This window comes from Nonomuraea wenchangensis (genome assembly GCF_900111685.1).
Taxonomy (GTDB): Bacteria; Actinomycetota; Actinomycetes; order Streptosporangiales; family Streptosporangiaceae; genus Nonomuraea; species Nonomuraea wenchangensis.
Window position 1 is genome coordinate 25,180 of sequence record NZ_FOHX01000006.1, and the last position, 16,124, is coordinate 41,303.

General features: G+C 73.4%; 7 protein-coding genes. 1 reads left to right on the forward strand and 6 read right to left on the reverse strand.

The window, feature by feature from the left end:
* From BMW85_RS19245 to BMW85_RS19255, 3 genes are all read right to left on the reverse strand, one after another.
* Window positions 1-1,002, reverse strand: a complete 1,002-nt coding sequence (locus BMW85_RS19245) for a LacI family DNA-binding transcriptional regulator (RefSeq protein WP_091083062.1) — start codon at window positions 1,000-1,002, stop codon at window positions 1-3.
* A 49-nt stretch (window positions 1,003-1,051) separates the two neighbouring features.
* Entirely contained in the window at window positions 1,052-1,447 is a 396-nt protein-coding gene (locus BMW85_RS19250; RefSeq protein ID WP_091083064.1) for a hypothetical protein, read from the reverse strand.
* A 126-nt stretch (window positions 1,448-1,573) separates the two neighbouring features.
* Complete coding sequence (locus BMW85_RS19255) at window positions 1,574-4,915, reverse strand: S8 family serine peptidase (RefSeq protein WP_091083066.1); 3,342 nt, start codon at window positions 4,913-4,915, stop codon at window positions 1,574-1,576.
* 280 nt (window positions 4,916-5,195) lie between these two features.
* Here BMW85_RS19255 and BMW85_RS19260 point away from each other — a divergent pair, with 280 nt between their 5' ends.
* Window positions 5,196-7,217 (forward strand): sensor histidine kinase, encoded by a 2,022-nt coding sequence (locus BMW85_RS19260; protein WP_245774924.1) that lies wholly within the window; start codon window positions 5,196-5,198, stop codon window positions 7,215-7,217.
* Window positions 7,218-7,506: 289 nt separating this feature from the next.
* Here BMW85_RS19260 and BMW85_RS19265 read toward each other — a convergent pair whose 3' ends face one another.
* The 3 genes from BMW85_RS19265 to BMW85_RS19275 all read right to left on the reverse strand — a co-directional run bounded on the left by BMW85_RS19265 (window position 7,507) and on the right by BMW85_RS19275 (window position 16,061).
* Window positions 7,507-9,219: a serine/threonine-protein kinase gene (locus BMW85_RS19265; protein ID WP_091083071.1), complete on the reverse strand. Its 1,713-nt coding sequence runs from the start codon at window positions 9,217-9,219 to the stop codon at window positions 7,507-7,509.
* An 81-nt stretch (window positions 9,220-9,300) separates the two neighbouring features.
* Window positions 9,301-11,706, reverse strand: a complete 2,406-nt coding sequence (locus BMW85_RS19270) for a SpoIIE family protein phosphatase (protein WP_245774925.1) — start codon at window positions 11,704-11,706, stop codon at window positions 9,301-9,303.
* A gap of 65 nt (window positions 11,707-11,771) precedes the next feature.
* Window positions 11,772-16,061 carry a HAMP domain-containing protein gene (locus BMW85_RS19275; RefSeq protein WP_091083077.1) on the reverse strand — a complete coding sequence of 1,430 codons (4,290 nt, stop codon included), beginning with the start codon at window positions 16,059-16,061 and terminating at the stop codon, window positions 11,772-11,774.
* Window positions 16,062-16,124 lie beyond the last annotated feature (63 nt).

The following is a 16,124-nucleotide window of genomic DNA, read 5'->3' on the forward strand; positions in this document are numbered from 1 at the left end:
CTAGCGCGGGGGTGGGCCGGCGGACTCGCGGATGATGACCTGGTTGAGTGAGCGCGCGGCGGGCTCGGGCGCCGGCTCGCCGCGCACCTCCGCGACCAGCCTGGCGACCGCCTCGCGCCCCTGGACCTCGCGGTCCACCGCCACCGTGGACAGCGACGGGGTGGCGAAGCGGCCCAGCTCCTCGTCGTCCCAGCCGAAGACGCTGACGTCGCCGGGGACCCGCCAGCCGCGGGCGAGCGCGGCCCGCACCGCCCCCATGGCGACGTGGTCGTTGGCGGCCACGATCGCGGTCACGCCGCAGTCGTCGGGCAGGGCGTGGACGGCGTCGTAGCCGGACCGCGCGCTCCAGTCGCCGGCGGCGACGCCGTACGAGGTCAGCCCGCGGCTCTCGATGGTCTGCTCGTAGACGCGCTTGCGGTTGCGGGCGGAGGTGAAGGTCTGCGCGCCCGCGATGTGCAGGAAGACCCGGTGACCGAGCCCGGCGAGGTAGTCGATGATCTCCGCGACCGGTGAGGCGTCGGCCAGCTCGTTGACGCCGCGCAGGTTGTCGTCGTAGTCGCCGGTGACGACCACCGGGACCGGGGCTTGCGCCGGGTCGAGGTCCAGCGGCGACAGCGACAGGATGCCCTCCACCTGCCCCGACGCCGCCAGCTCCAGCACCCGCTCGGCCCTCGCCCTCGCGTCGCCCACGACGCTCACCACCTCCAGCTGGAAGCCCTCGGCGTGCGCGGCGGCCGAGGCGGCGCCGAGCAGGCGCATCGGCCACAGGTGGGCGGAGGCGGGCAGGGTGATCGCCAGCCGGTTGGTGCGGCGGGTGCGCATGGACCGGGCGACGAGGTTGGGCCGGTAGTTGAGCTCCTGGACGACCTCGTCGATCTTCCTGCGGGTCTCCGGCTTCAGCCCTTCGTTGTGCCGGAAGTAGCGGGAGACGGTCTGGTGGGAGACGCCGGCGCGCCGGGCCACCTCGTGGATCGTGACGCGTGGCGTCTCGGACCGGCCCACGGGACCCCCTTCCGCACCCTCGGGCGCCCTCGCGCTCGTCGTGCCCAGCCTAGCGCCGAGTCCTCGGGTAGGTCGCCGAGCGCAGCCCCGCGAGGACACGCAGGCGGCGGGCCAGGTGGCGGTGCCACCGGGCGAGCCGGAGGTCGGGCCCGTCGTCCAGGCCGGCGCAGCCGGCCAGCCGCTCCCGGAGGAGCGCGCTGCGCTCGTGCGCGGCGGCGAGCTTCAGCATGGCCTCCGACCTGCGCAGGGCCGCCGACCACACACGCCGGGCGGCCTCGCCGGGATCGTGGCCGGGCAGCGGGAGCGGCTGCTCGCCGGGCTCGTACGCGCCCGCCCTGATGCGGACCAGCCGGTCCTGGATCAGCGCGCGGGCCTCCGCGGCCCGCCGGGCGTCGGCGGCGGCGGTCCTGGCCCGCTCGCCGTGACTCAGTGGCTCACGCCCCATCGCTCCTCCCGTGTGCCAGGAAAAGCTCTCCGTCGTCATTCAGACACAGGCGGGGAGGCCTCGCAACCTCCTCGCGAGAATGCGCGGAACGGGCCGCGGGCGGGGCGACGCCCGCGGCCCGGCCCATCACTGGACGTTGATCGTGTCCACCTCCACGGTGATGCCCTTGACCTGCGGCGTCGAGGTGGCCGTGGTCACCTTGCCAGCCCCCGCGCTGACGCCCTTGATCTTCATCGAGTAGGTCAGCGTCCCGCCGGGCGCGCCCGGCGTGCTCGTCACGACGAGGTCCTCGGTCGGCGGCCCGGAGATCTGGCTGCCGGCGGTGCCGTCGGCGTTCTCGGCGCCCACGGTCAGCCCCGCGGCGGCGGGCGGCGCGCCGGGCAGGTTGCCGGGGTCGTAGGCGTAGCTGATGTCCTCGGCGCCGTTCACGCCGATCCACTGCTGGAAGACCTTGAGGTCGCCGGTGCCGTACAGGTTCACCCGCCACTCGACGACCACCCACCGGTTGACGCCGTCCGTGAGGATGGTGGCGTAGACGCCGGGCGCGCCGGTGCCGTCGAGGTCGGTCCAGTAGGGGGCGAGGACGCCGTTCGGCCGCGCCGGGTCGGGCAGCGTCTGCGGCTGGAAGGAGATGTCGTCCGAGCCGTTCGTGCCGCCCGCCACGGTGTAGCCGTTGGAGACGACGCCGATCCTGTTGTAGGTCCTGCCGGCGTAGGTGAACGCGGGCACGTTGAGGTTGACCGCCTGCTCGTCACCGATCGCGATCGGGGCGACGCCGAAGATGTCGAGCGGGATGTACCCGGCCGGGCCGGTGCCGGGCGCGATCGCCGGCCGGTCGGGCTGCCGGGCGGCCAGCGTGGCCTTGGCGGTGGCGATCTGGGTGCCGACCTTCGTGGCCCCGGTCACGCTGTTCAGCCGCAGCCGCGCGTCGAGCGTGCTCAGCGCGGTGACCTCGGCGGCCTCCAGGCTGTTGTTCTGGACGGTGACGGTGCAGGTGGACTCGCCGGTGTTCCTGGCGATGGTCGCCGGCGCGCAGGTCTGCTCGACCGGGACGATGCCCTCCTGGCGGTAGAACGCCACGGGCAGGTGCAGCGCGCGCGAGCCGCCGACCTGCTTGAGGTCCACCTGCCCGAAGTACTGCCCGTCGGGCAGGTCGGGCGCGGTGATCACCACAGTGATCTTGGCGCTCTTGCCGGGCGCGACGGTGACGAGCGGCGGCACGACGGCGACGGCCGCGCCGTTGACCGTCCGGCCCGTGGCGGTGAAGACGAGCGTCTTGTTCGTGACGTTCGTGACGGTGCGCTTGACGGTGATGACGCCCGGCATGACGGGGGCGTTCACCGACGGCAGGTTGAGGTCGATGCGGCCGGCGGGGTCGGTCGCGGAGGCGGCGAAGTTCGCGGCGCTCTCGTCCAGGGTCAGGCCGGGGTCGCCGGCCTTGGTCAGGTCGATGCGCCCGCCGCCCATGTCGAACGGGTCGGCCGGGGTGGTCCCGTCCGGCTTGGTGACCGACGTCTTGCCGGTGGTCTCCAGCGCCGACTTGACCTGGCCCGGCGTCCAGTCCGGGTGCAGGGCGAAGACGAGCGCCGCCGCGCCGGCCACGTGCGGGGCCGACATCGAGGTGCCCGAGATGACCTGGAAGGAGTTGCCGGGCGGCCCTTCGAGCGGTGACTCGGGCGTCGGGGTCATGCCGGCCAGGATGTGCAGGCCCGGCGCGGTCACGTCCGGCTTGAGGAAGTCGCCGCCGGGGCCGCGCGAGGAGAAGTACGTCATCCGGTCGCCCTGCCAGGCCGTCTTCGTGCCCTGGGTGAAGGAGGCGGTGGAGCCCGGGTGGGCGGACAGGAAGGCGAGCAGCGCGTCCGCCTCCGGCTTGTCGAGGTGGACCGTCGGGAGCCAGTGGGCGTCGGTGAAGACGTCGAACGGGAACGCGTTGTAGAGGATCATCCCGGCCGCGCCGCCCTGCTTGACGTTGTAGCCCTTCAGCACCCGGTTGGGGCCGCGCTCACAGGCGACGATCTTGCCGGTGAACAGCCCGGGGGGCGCGGGCGCGTCGCACAGCGGCCGTGAGTACGGCGGCGCCGAGGCGAGCACCACGGGCAGCGGCGAGGCGAGCCCCGCGGTGATGGAGGCGCCCTTGACCGTGGCCGTCGCGCCGCCGCCGGCCAGCGTGAGCGTCGACTGGAACGTACGGCCCTGCGTGGACGCGGCGACCGTGGTGACCCACGGGCTGCGGTGGTCGGTGGTGTTGGCGCCGGGACCGGAGTTGCCGGCCGAGGCCGAGACGAGCACGCCGGCCGCGTACGCGTCGAGGAAGGCCAGCTCGACCGGGTCGCTGTAGGGGTCGCTGCCGCCGGAGATGGAGAAGTTGATCACCCGGACGCCGTCGAGGACGGCCCGCGCGACCGCCTGCGCCGAGTCGGACTGGAAGCAGCCCTCCGCACCGCACACCTTGTAGACCGACACGGCCGCGCCGGGCGCGATGCCGTTGATCGGGCCACGGCTGATGCCGAGCGGGTTGGCGTCGGCCACCGGACCCCCGGCCGACGTGGTGGCGGTGTGGGTGCCGTGGCCGTTGGAGTCGCGGGCGCTGTCGGGGTAGACGTCCCCGCCGACGACCTCGTTGTACGTCTCCAGGAACGCCCGCCCGCCGATGAGCTTGTTGTTGCAGGTGAACGGGTCGTTGGCGGGCGTCAGCGGGTTGTCGCCGAAGTCGCACTCGCGCGGCGTGCCGTCCTTCGTGGGCGGCGGCGCGGGCAGTCCCGGCCGGGCGGCGAAGGACGGGTGCTCGGGCCAGGCTCCGCTGTCCAGGACGCCGACGATCACGCCCTTGCCGGCCGTGCCGCTGCCGCCGAGCTTCGGCCAGACGGCGTCGGCGCCGATGAAGGCCGGGCTGGAGTCGGTGAGCAGCTGCTCCAGCCTGTCCTCCTGGACGGCCGCGACGCCGGGCAGCTTCAGCACCTCGTCGGCCTTGTCGCCGGGGATGCGCAGCGCGATGCCGCCGTACACGGTCCTGATGCGCTGGCCGACGGCCGCGCCGGGCACCTTGGCGGCCAGCTCGGCGAGGAAGGCGTCCTCGACCTTCTGGATGTGGCCGGTGTACTTGCGGGCGTCGGCGCTGCCGGTGTCGAGGGCCTTGCCGGTGACGGCGGGGCTGGTGCCGGGCAGGCCGGGAAGGCCGCCGCGGTAGGCGGCGAGCGAGTCGTAGTCGAGCTTGACGACGACGTTGACGGGCTTCGTGGAGGTGCCGCGAAGCAGGGCTGGATCGCTCTTGGCGAGCTTGCCGGACGGGGACTTGGCGCCGTCCACCAGCTCGGCGCCGGTCAGCGGGACGGCCGTCCACTTCCCGGGCGGCGACGGCGACGGCTCCGGGGTGGCGAGCGCCGCCGGGCTCAGGGCCAGGACGGCGCTCAGGCCCGCCGCGACCGCTACGAGCCTGCGCGCGCGGGGTAACAGGGCGCTGGATGACACGAGAACCTCCTCGTCGAGGGGCTGCGTGGACCTCGTCCTGCCCGCTCGCGGAGGCGTCGCGTCACCCGGCGCGAAGGCATGCCGGAGAGAGCGACCCTCCCCGGCGGGTGACGAGCGGAGCGTCCGTCCCGGTAGGGGCGGCTGGGCTCCGCACTGGAGTGTAACCAGGGAATCCCCGGCCGAGAACACGGTAGATCGTCCCTATCTGCGGCGTCGTACCATGGTGGCCGGCAGGACCGGGGATGACGTGCGGCTTCCCCAGGCAGACGGGACGGGCACGGTGACGGACACGTTATCCGCTTCGCGGGCTGGTTCGGACGCGGGCGGAGCGCGATGGGCGGCGGGAGCGCTGGCCGCGCTCGCGGTGACGCTGACCCTCGCCGGCACGGCCGTGCAGTTGTCGGTGCCCCGGGAATGGGCGCCGTGGCCGCCGTTCGTGCCGGACCACGCGGCGGGGCTGGCGTTCCCGCTGACCGGGGCGTTCCTGATCCGGCACCGGCCGCGGCTGCGCCTCGCCTGGGTGATGTGCGTGGGCGGGCTCGGCTCCTCGGTCGCCGTCATGGCCGTCGGGCTGCAGAACGCCTCGGCCGCCGGCGGCGACCTGGAGAGCGCCGGATGGCTGCGCGTCGTGGCCGTGGCGGGCTGGGCGGTGGCCGCGTGCACGCTGGCGTCCCTGCTGCCGCTGCTCTCCCCCGACGACCGGCTGCCGTCGCGGCGCTGGCTGGCGGTGGCGGTCCTGAGCGTGGCGGCGAACCTCGCCGAGGGCGTGCGCAACGCCGTACGGCCCGCGCCGCTCACCCAGCGCTATCCCGAGGTCATCCCCAACCCGCTCGCCGTCGAGGCCCTGGCCCCCTACAACGCGAGCCTGCAGGCCGGGCTGACGCTGGTGATCAACGGCTGCGTGGTGCTCGGGGTGCTGTCGCTGGTCGGGCGCATGCGGCGGGCGGCGCCGGCCGGGCGGCGGCAGATCGCCTGGCCGCTGTCGGCGTTCGTCGTCTACACCGCGTTCGTGCTGCTCGGGCCGGACTACTGGGCGCTCGCGACGGTCTGGACGGGGCTGATCCCGGTGGCGATCGCGTTCGCGGTGCTGCGTCACCGCCTGTACGGCATCGACACCGTCATCAGCCGTACGGTCGTCGCGACCGGCCTCGTCGTCACCGTCGGCGCGGTGTACTTCGGCGTCAGCGCCCTGGCCGGGCTGGTGCTGTCGGACTACGACCAGATCGCCGGGCTGGCGGCCACGCTCGCGGCGGGCGCGCTGTTCCAGCCGCTGCGCGCCCGGCTGCGCCGGATGACCGACACCATGCTGTACGGCCGGCACGGCCGCCCCGAGGAGCTGGCCAGGCGGCTGACGATCGAGGTGGGCGCCAGGGAGCCGGCGAACGCGCTGGCCGCCGTCACGTCCGTGGTGCGCGACGGGCTCGGCGTGACCGGCGTCGTCGTCGAGGTCGGCGGGGCCGCCGACGCCGCGGGCGAGCCCGGCAGGGCCGAGATGCGGGTGGAGCTGGGCGTGGCCGGGGCGAAGCCGCGGGTGGTGCCGCTGGTGTGGCACGGCGAGCCGGTCGGCCGCATGCTCGTCGGTCCGCCGGGTCCGCGCCGCTTCTCGGCCGCCTACACCGAACGGCTGATCGGGGCGGCGGTCCCCTACGTCGCGGACGTGGCGCACGCCGTGCTGATGGCCGCCGACCTGCAACGTTCCAGGGAACGCATCCTGACCGCCCGTGAGGAGGAACGCCGCAGGCTCCGCCGCGACCTGCACGACGGCCTCGGCATGGCGCTGACCAACATGGCGATGTCGCTCTCCATCGCCAGGATCAACCTGCGCGAGGCGCCCAGCGCGGCCGACGCGCTGCTGCTGGACCTGCGGACCGGCATGGACGCGGTCAGCCAGGAGGTCCGCGAGCTGGTGTACGGCCTGCGCCCGCCCACCCTCGACGACCTGGGCCTGGCCGGGGCGGTGCGCGCGCTCGCCGCCGAACCGGGGCCGCCCGTGGAGGTCGTGGTCGAGGGCGAGACGGACGACCTGCCGGCGGCGGTGGAGGTGGCCGCGTACCGGATCGCGCAGGAGGCCCTCACGAACGTGCGCAAGCACGCCGCCGCCGGGCACGTCACCGTGACGCTGGCCCGCTCGGCGGGCGCGCTCGTCGTACGGGTGCGCGACGACGGCAAAGGGCTGCCGGCGGCGCGGCGCTCCGGCGTGGGCTTCGCCTCGATGCGCGAACGGGCCGCCGAACTCGGCGGCACCTGCCTCATCACCTCGCCGGGGACGGGCACACAGGTGGAGGCGGCCCTCCCGCTCTGAAAGCTGGCCGGGGCCGCGGCGCTCGTCACGCGCCGCGGCTCGGCGCTCTCGATGGGGGTGTGTCGATCTCTTCGGGCGGCCGGCCGGCCGTCAGGAGTTGCAGCCGCAGGAGCAGTCGGACGAGCATGAGCAGGACGAGCCGTGACCGCAGGAGCAGTTGCCCTTATTCGTGTCCATGCCTCGTATGTTCCTTGGGCGGTGGGTGCTCGACCTCACTTTGGGAGCACATGTTGCCGCCGCCGTGGGCACATGGACCGAACCTGGGCCGGTGACCGAGCTCAACGGCCCGTCACTCGCGGCCCTTCGCGTGCCCCTTGCCGGGGAAGCCCGTCAGGCCCTTCTTGGCCTGGCCCGGCGGCACGAAGGGGGCGGCGTGCCTGCCCCGTTCGGCCTGGCCCGGCGGGTGCCCGGCGGTGCGCCTCCCGGTGTTCTCCTCGGTGGTCCTGCCGGTGTCCCGCCTGGAGCCGATCTCGGTCCGCCGGACGGCGACGGAGCGTACCCGCAGGTCGGCCGAGGATTCCTGCTTCGCGGCCGGCTGTTCGGGGGTCGCGGGCTGCCCGTTGTCCGCAGGCTGTCTGGGCGTCTCCCGCTGCGTCGGCGCGTCGGTGTCCCCCGGCCGTTCCGGAGTGACGGGTTGCGCCGCGGTCGCGGGCAGGGCCGCTTCCACCCGCTGCTCAGGGCCGCCGCCACCGGTCGTGCCGCCGTCACCGGGCCAGCCGGTGACGGCGAGCACGGCCACGATGAGCGCCGCCACCCCCGCCACCTGCCGTACCTGCCCGCTCGCGAGCCACCGCCCCAGCACCTCGAACGCGCCGCTCCCGACGCCGAGCGCGGAGGGCGTGCCACCCGTTCTCCGGCCGAACGGCGCGGGCGCGACACTCCCCGTCTCGGGGACGGATGGAGAGAAGCCGGGGTCCGAGGGCACGGGCGTGGCGACTCCCGTCCGCGTCGGGGCGGGAGCCGGGGGCGGAAGGAGGAGGCTCTGGGTCTGGGGGCCGGCGGTGGCGGACGTGGCCGGCCGGGGGCGGGTCATGGCGCCGGCCAGCGCGCGTACACCGTGCCAGGCGCCGGCCCCGGACCAGGAGCGGAAACCCGGCCGGGACGGCGTGGAGGACGGCGCGGGGGACGCGGCCGGGACGGCGGGGTCGGCGGGGTCGGCGGAGTCGGCGGGGTCGGCGGTGGCGACGCGGGTGAGGTGACGGCGGGCCTCGGCGGGGGTCCACCGCTGTTCCGGGTCCTTCTCCAGGAGCCCCATGAGCAGCGGCGCCAGGGGCCCGGCCAGCTCGAACGGCGCCGGCGCCGCGGTGAGCACGGCGCTGATCGTGGCCAGCGGATTCCCCTGCTCGAACGGCGAACGCCCCTCGACCGCCGTGTACAGCGTCACGCCCAGCGACCACAGGTCCGCCTCGGGCGTCGGCGGCCCGCCGCGCGCCCGTTCGGGGGCGATGTACGCGGGCGTCCCCACCACGAAGCCCGCCTCGGTGAGCTCGACCGGCCGTTCCATGCTGGTGGCCAGGCCGAAGTCGGTGAGCACGGCGTGACTCTCGCCGGAGTCGAGGAGGATGTTGGCGGGCTTGACGTCCCGGTGCACGATGCCGGCGGCGTGCGCCGCCTCCAGGGCGTCCAGCACCTGCAGGCCGAGCGCGGCGACGGCGGCGGGAGTCAGCGGCCCGCGCTCGGCTAGCACGCCGGCCAGCGTGGGGGCGGGGACGAGCTGGAGCACGATCCACGGCCGCTCGTCGGCCACGACCACGTCGTAGACGGTGGCGACGTGCGGGTGGCTGAGCCGCGCCGCGAGGCGGGCCTCGCTCATGGTGCGCCCGAGCAGCGCCTCGCGTTCTGCCGGCGGCCGCTGGTCGAGGGTGACCTCCTTGACCGCGACCGGGCGGTCGAGGAGTTCGTCGTGGCCGCGCCAGACCCGGCCCATGCCGCCGTGGCCCAGCTCGGCCTGGAGCCGGTATCGACCGGCGAGCAGCAGGCCTTCGTAACGCGAAACGGACATAGCGCCCGGCCTACCCGATCAATGCCCACCCATGCGCGAACCGTCATAACGTCCCGGCCGCACCTCCAGGAAGGGCGGGAGTCAGGACGCGCCCGGCGCGATGAGCTGGATCCCGACCAGGCAGGTGTCGTCGTCGGTGTCGGAGTTGCTGTGGGTCAGCATGTGGTCGAGGCGGTGCTCCAGCGAGGCCGCCGGATGGCCGGCCGTCCGCAGGAGCTGCTGCTGGGAGTGCTGCAGTGAGCGGTCGCGCCGCTCGATCAGCCCGTCGGTGTACATGAGGAGCGTGTCGCCGGGCATGAGCTGGATCCGGCTCTCCTCGTACGTGACCTCCGACAGCGCCCCCAGCAGGACGCCGCCGATGAGGTCGAGCTCGGCCACCTCGTCGCCGCGGATCAGGATGGGCGGCAGGTGCCCGCCCCGCGCCCAGCGCAGCACGCCGGTCTCCGGGTCGTACAGGCCGCAGATGGCGGTGGCCGTGACGTTCTCGGTCAGGTGGTGGGCCACCATGTTGAGCCAGGTCAGCAGCTGGCCGGGGCCGGCGCCGGTGGCGGCCAGGCCGCGCAGCGCGTTGCGCAGGACGACCATGCCGGTGGCCGCCTCGATGCCGTGCCCGGCCACGTCGCCGACGGACAGCAGGATCTGCTTGGACGGGAGGACCACGGCGTCGTACCAGTCGCCGCCGACCAGGTGCTCCTTCTCGGCGGGGCGGTAGCGGACGGCGATGTTGAGGTCGAACGCCTCCATCGGGCCGCGCGTGGGCGGCATGATCGCCTGCTGGAGCTGGAGCGCCAGCCGGTTGCGCTCGGCGGCCTGCTGCTCGGTGTGGGCGAGCTGGTCGCGGGTGGCGGCCAGCGCCACCTCCGTCCAGTGCTGGGAGGACACGTCCTGGTAAGCCCCCCGCACCGCGAGCAGCCGCCCGTCGGGCGACAGCACGGGCTCGGCCACCACCCGGATGTGGCGGGCCATGCCGTCGGAGCGCTGCAGCCGGAACGCGGTCGAGGCGGGCCGCCGGCGGTGCAGCAGCGTCTGCAGGAAACGGCTGATGAGCACGGCGTCGTCGGGGTGGGCGTGGTCGGCCAGCCGTTCGAGCGGGATGGGCGGCTCGCCGGGCTTCATCCCGTACAGGTCGTGGAGCTGCCGGTTCCAGGTGATCTCGCCGGACAGCGTGTTCTCCTCGAACCCGCCGATGCGACCGAGCCGCTGGGCGTGCTGGAGCAGGCTCGCCAGGCGGGTGATCTCGTCCTGGAGCCGCCAGATGAGCAGCACGCCGTCGCCGTGCCGGGTGATGCTGACGCTGGCGATGCCCGGCAGCGCCACGTCGTCCACGAGCGCGGTGAGCGTCATGTTCTCCGCCTTGAACGGCTCGCCGGTGGCGTGCACGTTCTCGACCACGGAGAACAGGCCGCCCTCGTCGGCCGCCAGCGGGTACGCCTCCAGCAGCAGCGACCCGGTCACCGCGCCCTTGGGCCGGCCTGCCGGGTCCACGAAGTGCGGATTGGCGTGGGTGATGCGGAAGTCGGTGAGCCGGCCGTCGGCGTCGAGGTGCGGCTGCAGCACGAGCGCGGCGTCCGGCAGCGCCTCGGCGAGGCCGATCAGCTCCGCCTGCCCGGCGCCGCCGCCCGGCTCGACGGGCCGTTCGAGGACGTGGGAGCAGAGCTCGGCCAGCGCCTCGACCTGCTTGTGGACCTGCGGCGGCTGCGGGCCGACCGGGCCCGGCCAGCCGATCTCCAGCACGCCCATGATGCGGCCGCCGGTGCCCGCGGGCACGGTCACCCGGCCGCCGTCCGGTGTGAGGGTCATCCCGATCGACGGCAGCCCGACGTCGCCGAGCGAACGGACCCACACGGCCCGGCGCTCGACGAGCGCGCTGCGGGCGGGGGTGTTGACGCCGGGCGGCACGTAGCGCCACCGGTCGGCCTCGACGACGCTGAAGCCGGCGCTGGCGGCCAGGGTGAGCGAGCCGTCGGAGCCGACCGTCCAGACGGCGACGTTCGTCGCGCCGAGCGGCTTCAGCGCGTGCTCCAGCAGCGAGGCGGCCACGGCCTGCGCGTCCGGGGCCTCCACCATGCCGTTCTCCGCCGAACGCAGCCGCACGGCCACCTCGGCTGCCTCCGCCGCCTCGGCCGCCTCCGCCTGGGCGGCGGCGGCGCGGGCGGAGTCGAGGAACTCGCGCGTGGCCTCGCTGATGCGGTCCTGGGCGGCCTGGTTGATGATGTCGGCGGCCAGTTCGAGCTGGGTCACCCCGGCCTGCTCGGCGAGGAGTTCGAGCTGCTGCGCGGCCTCCGCCAGGCCGCACTGCAGCCGCTCGATGAGGATGCCCTTGGCCACCTCGATGAGCGCGCGGCCCTCGGCGGCGCGCTGGGCCTCCTGGATCTGCCGGCGCAGCCGGTCGATGGTGACGGCCAGCCGCCCGAGGTTGCTCACCGCCTCGGACGGGGCGGGCGCCGGAAGGCCCGGCTCCTGCGGGCTGTGCACTGTGGCTCCCACTGTGGGGTACTCCTCGCCGGTCGGGCCGGATCGTGGACGGTCGGGGGTCTCGTCGCGCGGTACGCCTATGAGCGGGGCTGCTCCCGCACGTCGAGCCAGTGCCTCATCCGGGTGAGCAGGTGTTCGGCGTCCACCGGCTTGGTGACGTAGTCGCTGGAGCCGGCGCTCAGGGCCTTCTCCTGGTCGCCCGGCATGGCCTTCGCGGTCACCGCGATGATCGGCAGCTGGGCGTACTGCGGCATCTCGCGGATCTTGGCGGTGGCGACGTAGCCGTCCATCTCCGGCATCATCACGTCCATCAGGACGATGTCGATGTCGGGGTGGTTGAGCAGCGTCTCGATGCCCAGGCGGCCGTTCTCGGCGTGCAGGACGGTCATGCCGTGGATCTCCAGGATGCTGGTGATCGCGTAGAGGTTGCGCGTGTCGTCGTCCACGACGAGCACGGTGCGGCCGGCGAGCTCGCCGTCCACCTCCTGGCGGGCGAGCGTGCCGACGGCCTCGGGCCGGATCAGCGGCAGCACGTCGCCGGGCTGCTCGGCCGTGAGGTGCAGGGCGATCCGCTCGCGCAGCTCGTCGAGGCTGGACAGCAGCTCCAGTGCCTGGTTCTCGGCGCGCTCGCGCAGGCGGGCCTTCTGCTGGGAGGTGGTGCGCCAGTTGCTGTAGGCCAGCACGGGCACGACCGCGAGCGCCGGGTCGCCGTCCATGGCCTCCAGGAGCTGGAACGCCGCCAGGTCGGGCATGTCGAGGTCGAGCACCATGCCGTGGCAGGGCTGGGCGGCGAGCGTGGCCGCGGCCTCCTCGGCGCCCGCGGCCCTGATGATCTCGACGGTGTCGTCCCTGGTGTCGGTCAGCTCGCGTACGACGCTCTCGGCGACCAGCGACAGCAGGCCGCCCGCGCGCTGCTCGATGACCAGCAGCCGCCGGTGCTGCGTGCCGCCGCCCGCGGCCGGGCCGGAGCCTGACGGGGTGGCGAGGCCGCGCTCCTCCGCGCCCTCCGGCAGGGCCGCCGCCGCGGCGGCGGCGCGGGTGGGGCCGTCGGTGAAGGCGGGGTGGGCGACCGGCAGGAAGAGCGTGAAGACGCTGCCCTGCCCCGGCGTGCTCTGCACGTTGATCGCGCCGCCGAGCAGGTAGGCGATCTCCCTCGAGATGGACAGGCCGAGGCCGGTGCCGCCGTACTTGCGGCTGGTGGTGCCGTCGGCCTGCTGGAACGCCCCGAAGATGACTTCGAGCTGCTGCTCCGGGATGCCGATGCCGGTGTCGACGACCCGCAGCGCGAGTGCCGGGCCGTTGGCCCGCACGGTGGCGGGCAGCTCGGCCGGGGCCGCGGGCTCGATGCGCAGCTCGACCCGGCCGGTCTCGGTGAACTTGACCGCGTTCGACAGCAGGTTGCGCAGCACCTGGCGCAGCCGGGAGTCGTCGGTCAGCAGCTCGTTGGGGATGCCGGGGGCGGTGGCGATGGTGAAGTCGAGGCTCTTCTCGCTGGTCATCGGCTGGAAGGTGGCCTCGACGTAGTCGAGCAGACGGCGCAGCTGCACCCACTCGGGGTTGACGTCCATCTTGCCCGCCTCGACCTTCGACAGGTCGAGGATGTCGTTGATGAGCTGCAGCAGGTCGGAGCCGGCCGAGTGGATGATCTCGGCGTACTCGACCTGCTTCGGGGTGAGGTTGCGCGTGTGGTTCTGGGCCAGGAGCTGGGCCAGGATGAGCAGCGAGTTGAGCGGGGTGCGCAGCTCGTGGCTCATGTTCGCCAGGAACTCGCTCTTGTACTTCGAGGCGAGGGCGAGCTGCTGGGCGCGGTCCTCCAGCTCCTGCCTGGCCTGCTCGATCTCAAGGTTCTTGGCCTCGATGTCCTGGTTCTGGCTGACCAGAAGGCGGGCCTTCTCCTCCAGCTCGGCGTTGGAGCGCTGCAGCTCCTCCTGCTGGCTCTGCAGCTCCTCGGAGCGGGCCTGGAGCTCGGCGGCGAGCCGCTGCGACTCCTTCAGCAGCTCGTCGGTACGGGCGTTGGCGACGATCGTGTTGAGGTTGACCCCGATCGTCTCCATGAGCTGCTCCAGGAACGCCCGGTGCACGGGCGTGAACTCCTGGACCGAGGCCAGCTCGATCACGCCGAGCACCTGCTCCTCGACGACCACGGGCAGCACGACGAGCGAGGCGGGCTCGATCCGGCCGAGGCCGGAGTCGATGGTGATGACGCCGGAGGGGATGTTCTCGGTCAGCGCGATCGTCCGGCGGCTGCGCGCGGCCTGGCCGATCAGCCCGTCGCCGAGCCGGAACCGGGGGGCGCGCTCGGCCTCCACGGGGTAGCCGTAGGCGCTGATCAGCTTCAGCTCGCTCTCCTCGGCGAGGAAGAACGCGCCGTACTGGGCCGAGACGAGCGGCGCCAGCTCGTTCATCACCAGCTCGGCGACCGTCGCCAGGTCGCGGTGGCCCTGCATGAGGCCGGACATGCGGGCGAGGTTGGACTTCAGCCAGTCCTGCTGCTCGTTGGCCGTGGTGGTCTCGCGCAGCGACTTGACCATCGAGTTGATGTTGTCCTTGAGGTCGGCCAGCTCGCCCTCGGCGTCGACGGTGATCGAGCGGGTCAGATCGCCGGAGGTGACCGCGCTGGTCACCTCGGCGATGGCGCGCACCTGCCGGGTCAGGTTGCCGGCCAGCTCGTTGACGTTCTCGGTGAGCCGCTTCCAGGTGCCGGAGACGCCCTCCACCTCGGCCTGGCCGCCGAGCCGGCCTTCCGAGCCCACCTCGCGGGCCACTCGGGTGACCTCGGCCGCGAACGAGGACAGCTGGTCGACCATCGTGTTGATGGTGGTCTTCAGCTCCAGGATCTCGCCGCGCGCGTCCACGTCGATCTTGCGGGTGAGGTCGCCGCGGGCGACCGCCGTGGTGACCTGGGCGATGCTGCGCACCTGGTTGGTCAGGTTGTCGGCCATGGAGTTGACGTTGTCGGTGAGGTTCTTCCAGGTGCCGGCCACGTTGGGCACCCGGGCCTGGCCGCCGAGCTGGCCCTCGGTGCCGACCTCGCGGGCCACCCGGGTCACCTCGTCGGCGAACGCGCCGAGCGTGTCGACCATGGTGTTGATGGTCTGGGCCAGCGCGGCGACCTCGCCCTTGGCCTCGACGGTGATCTTCTGTGACAGGTCGCCGCGGGCCACCGCCGTGGCCACCTGGGCGATGCTGCGCACCTGGCTCGTCAGGTTGGAGGCCATGACGTTGACGTTGTCGGTGAGGTCCTTCCACGTGCCGGACACGCCGCGCACGGTGGCCTGGCCGCCCAGGTTGCCCTCGGTGCCGACCTCGCGGGCCACGCGGGTGACCTCGTCGGCGAAGGCAGAGAGCTGGTCGACCATCGTGTTGATGGTCTCCTTGAGCTCCAGGATCTCGCCGCGGGCGTCCACGCGGATCTTCTGCGACAGGTCGCCCTTGGCGACCGCCGTGGTGACCTCGGCGATGCTGCGCACCTGGGCGGTGAGGTTGTCGGCCATGACGTTGACCGACTCGGTGAGCGCCTTCCAGGTGCCGGAGACGCCCTTGACGTCGGCCTGGCCGCCGAGGCGGCCGTCGGTGCCGACCTCGCGGGCCACCCTGGTCACCTCGTCGGCGAACGACGAGAGCTGGTCCACCATCGTGTTGAGGGTGTTCTTCAGCTCCAGGATCTCGCCGCGGGCCGAGACCGTGATGCGCTGCGACAGGTCGCCGCGTGCGACGGCGGTCGCGACCTGGGAGATGTTGCGGACCTGGTCGGTGAGGTTGCCGGCCATGAAGTTGACCGAGTCGGTGAGGTCGCGCCAGGTGCCCGCCACGCCCTTGACGTCCGCCTGGCCGCCGAGCTGGCCCTCGGTGCCGACCTCGCGGGCCATGCGGGTCACCTCGTCGGCGAACGACGAGAGCTGGTCGACCATCGTGTTGACGGTGTTCTTCAGCTCCAGGATCTCGCCCCGGGCGTCCACGGTGATCTTCTGTGACAGGTCGCCGCGGGCGACCGCCGTGGTGACCTGGGCGATGCTGCGCACCTGGTCGGTGAGGTTGCCGGCCATCGCGTTGACGGACTCGGTGAGGTCCTTCCACGTGCCCGACACCGCCGGCACCTCGGCCTGGCCGCCCAGCCGCCCCTCGGTGCCGACCTCGCGGGCCACGCGGGTGACCTCCGAGGTGAACAGCGAGAGCTGGTTCACCATGCCGTTGAAGACCGAGGCGATCTCGCCCAGCAGGCCGTCGGCGTCCTCGGGGAGCGTGGTGCGGAAGTCGCCGTCCCTGACCGCCGTCAGGCCCGCGAGGAGCAGCCGCAGCTCGGACTCGCCGACCTCGGCGCCCGCGCGGGTGGTCGTGCCCGGCCCGCCGGCTGTCGTGTCACTCATGTCCGCCCTTGTCGTCGAGATTCTCTGACCAAGCGCCTTCGATGACCCGACAGCGGGCTTCCA